The organism is uncultured Campylobacter sp. (assembly GCF_937981295.1).
In the GTDB taxonomy this organism is placed as follows: domain Bacteria; phylum Campylobacterota; class Campylobacteria; order Campylobacterales; family Campylobacteraceae; genus Campylobacter_B.
The window spans coordinates 1-4,578 of record NZ_CALJPC010000036.1 but is presented as its reverse complement, the minus strand read 5'-3'; the positions used below and the strand labels follow the sequence as shown (position 1 = coordinate 4,578).

The 4,578-nt window shown below is 45.8% G+C and carries 4 protein-coding genes; 1 reads left to right on the top strand and 3 read right to left on the bottom strand.

Features of this window, described 5'->3' with window-relative positions; all coding sequences use genetic code 11:
* Window positions 1-564: substrate-binding domain-containing protein (locus Q0135_RS03095; RefSeq protein ID WP_297988144.1), on the top strand; the 564-nt coding region annotated here is incomplete at its 5' end.
* Window positions 565-1,087: 523 nt separating this feature from the next.
* Here the strand turns inward: Q0135_RS03095 and dnaK are convergent.
* The 3 genes from dnaK to Q0135_RS03080 are packed head-to-tail and all read right to left on the bottom strand — an operon-like array spanning window position 1,088 to window position 4,379.
* A complete protein-coding gene (gene dnaK, locus Q0135_RS03090) occupies window positions 1,088-2,974 on the bottom strand; it encodes a molecular chaperone DnaK (protein WP_297942376.1) in 1,887 nt (628 codons plus the stop codon).
* A gap of 44 nt (window positions 2,975-3,018) precedes the next feature.
* Entirely contained in the window at window positions 3,019-3,594 is a 576-nt protein-coding gene (locus Q0135_RS03085; RefSeq protein WP_297881939.1) for a nucleotide exchange factor GrpE, read from the bottom strand.
* Entirely contained in the window at window positions 3,591-4,379 is a 789-nt protein-coding gene (locus Q0135_RS03080; RefSeq protein ID WP_297988143.1) for an HrcA family transcriptional regulator, read from the bottom strand. The genes Q0135_RS03085 and Q0135_RS03080 overlap by 4 nt, the downstream gene beginning before the upstream one ends.
* Window positions 4,380-4,578: the final 199 nt, after the last annotated feature.

Genomic DNA, 4,578 nt, shown 5'->3' with positions numbered 1-4,578 from the left:
GAAAAAGGCTTCGGCGTTGACCGCACGCCCGTTATGTATAATGATTTTATCCTCATCGCCGATAAATCGATCGCGCCTAAATTTAAAGGCAAAGATCTTAAAGGTTCGTTTGAGCTAATCAAGGCGGAGAAGATTAAATTTTTCTCTCGCGGCGATAAATCTGGCACCGATAACAAAGAGAAAGGTATTTGGAAAAAGGTTGAGGGCGCCGTGCCTGAAAACGAGGCGTGGTATAACCAAACCGGTCAAGGCATGATCGCTACGATCAACGCAGCCGCCGAGCAAAAGGGCGTGACCTTCACCGATCGCGGCACCTACATCAAATATGAGGACAATAAAAAGGGTAACCCCGATATGGTTATCATCAACGAAGGCGATAACGATCTGAAGAATTTTTACTCCGTAATCGCGGTCAATCCGAAGCACTGCCCAAAAGCCGACTACGAAAACGCGCAGCGTTTCATCAAATGGATCACTAGCGAGAAGGGGCAGAAGTTCGTAGGCGATTTCAAGCTGCTAAATAAGCCGCTTTTCACCCCTGATGCGAATACTCGCAAGAATTAGCTCTAGCTAAATAAGGCTAAATTTAAAGTCCAAAGGCGAAGCGCCGTCTTTGGGCTTTTGCTTTTTAATAAATCAATCTACGCGCCTTTAAATTTAGCTCTTTTGCTTCTAAATTTAACTGGCGCTTTTTACCGCGTCTTTTTACGATACATTTTTTACTTTCTCGCCATACATTTAAATTTATTGCAGCTTCGTTTTGTAGGCAATAGGCTTAAAATTTCAGCTATATTTGGGATCGGCGCGGAGAAATTTCGATCGCGTCTGGATATACTCTAATGTCTAGCGAGATTTATACAGCGCAAAATTTAGTAGTATTTATGTGTGACTCAAAATTTTAGTTTGTTGGGAATTTAATTTGAAGAGCAGTTAAGCTCGGGCGTATGAAAAACGCCCGAGCCTGTGAAGCTATGAAATTTCATGTGCGGTTTATGGGGTCGCTTCTGCCGCGCACCGGTAAAATTGCCTTTCAAGCTCTAGCAAAACTACCGAGCGCGCGGCTATAAAATTTCACTTTGCGTGAGTGTTATTCGACTTCGGCGTCGATGACGTCGTCGTCTTTTTTGCCGCCGTTTGCACCGCTGCTTTGCGATCCGCCTTGCGCGCCCTGATTTGCGCTGGCAGCCTTGTATAGATCCTCGGCGACCTTGCTTAGGGCTTCTACTTTAGAGTTTATCGCTTCCTTGCTCGCGTTTTCATCCTTTAGCACGGCTTTTAGATCGTTTAGCGCGCTCTCGATCTTAGCGCGTAGATCGCCCGGTACCTTCTCGCCCATCTCGCTTAGGCTCTTTTCGGTTTGATGTGCGATGCTGTCGGCTTGGTTGCGCGCTTCGACGGTCTCTTTGCGCTTGTTGTCTTCCTCTTTGTGAAGCTCGGCATCCTTGACCATCTTATCGATCTCGGCGTCGCTTAAGCCGCTTGAGCCGGTGATGCGGATGTCGGTTGCCTTGCCGGTAGCCTTGTCTTTTGCCGAAACGGTTAAAATTCCGTTCGCATCGATGTTAAATTCCACCTCGATCTGCGGTACGCCGCGAGGAGCGGGCATGATACCTTCAAGATTGAAATTTCCTAGCGATTTGTTATCCTTTGCAAACTCGCGCTCGCCCTGCAAGACGTTGATCGTAACGGCGCTTTGGTTATCCTCTGCAGTCGAGAAGGTTTGAGATTTTTTCGTAGGTATCGTAGTTCCCTTCTCGATGATCTTGGTCATCACGCCACCCAGGGTTTCGATGCCGAGGCTTAGCGGAGTGACGTCGAGCAGTAGCACATCTTTTACGTCGCCTTTGATGACCGCGCCTTGGATCGCTGCGCCGATTGCTACGACTTCATCAGGGTTTACGCTCTTATTTAGCTCCTTGCCGAAAGCCTTTTTGACCTCCTCTTGCACGAGTGGCACGCGCGTCGAGCCGCCAACCATGACGACCTCTTTTATGTCGTTCATGCTAAGACCTGCATCGCTTACGACCTTTTTGAGAGTGCTTATGGTCTCATCTACCAAAGAATCGATCATACTTTCAAATTTGGCCCTGGTGATGGTTTTCATCAGGTGTTTAGGACCTGTGGCATCAGCAGTGATGAAAGGTAAATTTACCGTCGTTTCCATCGCACTGCTTAGCTCTTTTTTGGCGTTTTCCGCAGCCTCTTTTAGGCGTTGCATAGCCATGACATCGCCGCGCAAGTCGATGCCTGTTTCAGATTGAAATTCTGAGGTTAAAAAGTCGATCAGTTTGTTATCGAAATCATCGCCGCCCAAAAATGCATTACCGCCGGTAGCTAAAACTTCTACGACGCTATCGCCGGTTTCTAGCACGGTTACGTCGAATGTACCGCCGCCTAGATCGTAAACGACGATCTTTTCAGATTCTTTTTTATCCAGCCCATACGCAAGCGCTGCTGCGGTCGGCTCGTTGATGATGCGAAGCACGTTTAGGCCCGCGATTGTTCCTGCTTCTTTCGTCGCCTTTCTTTGGCTGTCGTTGAAATACGCAGGTACGGTGATGACCGCATCTACGACGGGCTCGCCCAAAAACGCCTCAGCATCCTCTTTTAGCTTGATTAGCACCTTGGCTGAAATTTCTTGCGGCGTATAAACCTTGCCCGCGATCTCTACCGCGCACGCGCCATTTCGGTCGATGATTTTATACGGTAGGCGCTTTTTGGCCTCCTGCGCATTTTTTTCATTCATCATAAGACCCATGATGCGCTTGATCGAGTAGATCGTCTTTTCCGGGTTAGTGACGGCTTGGCGCTTGGCGCTGTCGCCTACTAAAACCTCGCCTTTGTCGGTGAAAGCGACTACCGACGGAGTGGTGTTTTTACCCTCTTTGTTCGGTATGATCTTGCTCTCGCCACGCTCGAATATGCTTACGCACGAGTTTGTTGTTCCTAGGTCGATGCCTATGACTTTTGCCATTTTTTATCCTTTGTATTGAATTTAAAATTTTAAAATTTGGACGATTATTTCGCCACTACTACCATAGCGGCGCGCAAAACGCGCTGCTTATACATATAACCTTTTTGATATACTTGAACGATATCGCCTTTTTTAGCGCCTTCGGCTTCAATCATCGAGATGGCGTTATGCACGCTAGGATCAAATCCCGCATCCGTCGCTATCGGAACGATACCGTATTTTTCAAAAGTCTTTGTAAAAAGGCTTAGACATTGTTTTACGCCGACCTCAATTTTATCCGCAAGCTCATTACCTTCCACATCAATTTTGGCGGCTTCCTCAAGCGCGTCGATTATCGGCAGCAGATCCTTCGCAAAGCTCTCGCTAGCGTAAGCAACAGCGCTATCTTTTTCTTTTTCCAAACGTTTTTTGAGATTTTCAAAATCCGCATTGGCGCGGTAAAATTTATCGGTGATCTCACTTAGCTCGTTTTGAAGCTTTTGTATCTGCGCATCGGTATCGTCGCATGTCTGCGCCTCTTGCGGCTCGCTAGCCTCTGACGCGCACTGCTCGCAAACCTCTTTTTCTTCACTATCGCACGCTGCGTTTTTATCGCCGTGCTCTTTAAATTTATGGCTCATGCTACTCCTTTAGCGTAGTTAAAAAATTTCTCGTAATTCTCGTAAACGCTGCCTGCGCAGATCATCGTAGCGTCCTCGCCTTCGAATTTTACGGGGCGTTTGATCCCCATAAATCCGTGCTCGAAGTAGGGCGCAAAGATCAAATTTTTAGTAAAATTTACGGCGATCGAGGGGTTGAGTAAAATTTTAAACCGCTCGTCTTTGAAAATTTTATACGCTACGACCTCGTTACAAAGAAATTCGATTTTAGAATTTTTTAGCTCTTTAATTTTGGTGCTAAGCTCGCGTAGACCGATCTGTATCGAAGCTATCTCCAAATCTCCGAGTGAAATTCCTATTAAATTTGATAGAAATTTAAAAACTCTAAAATCGTATTTTAAGATAATCTCATCCGTTCTAAATGCAAGGATTATGAAGCGATTATCGTGATTGATAACTTCGCTTAGGGCTTCGTTTTCGGCGTTGAAAATCATACAGTAAATTTCAAAATCCTCAAGCACCGCTTCTAGCTCGCGAGCATCGTCTATTTTTAACTCATCGTCGAAGCTAAGCCTAGCGCGCCAGTAATCCTGCATCGTCGCAACCGTCGGAATTCTACCACCGCTTACATGAAGCTGCGTCAAAGCCCCCTCATCGCTTAAGCGCTTAAAATAAATTCGGATGCTAGACGCTGACATCGCTACGCCCATACGCTCACCCAGCTCTGAAGATCCGATCGGGGTATTGCTATCAAGATAGGCGGAAATGATGGATTCCAGGATCATATCACGTTTATTCGTTTTCACCTTTAGCACTCTTTCGGTAAGATTGCCAGTATTATACAACATTGAGTGGCAATATGTCAAGGTTTTTATATAAATTTTATAAAATTTTAGCAATCGGGTCCTGAGTTTGCTAAATTTTAACTATGATTTTTTTGAGGTGAGCGTAATTCTTGGAATTCTTGGAATTCTTGGAATTCTTGGAATTCTTGGAATTCTTGGA

Coding starts and splice junctions, on each gene's coding strand:
- dnaK (WP_297942376.1), bottom strand. CDS start 2,974: ATGGCAAAAGTCATAGGCATCGACCTAGGAACAACAAACTCGTGCGTA.
- Q0135_RS03085 (WP_297881939.1), bottom strand. CDS start 3,594: ATGAGCCATAAATTTAAAGAGCACGGCGATAAAAACGCAGCGTGCGAT.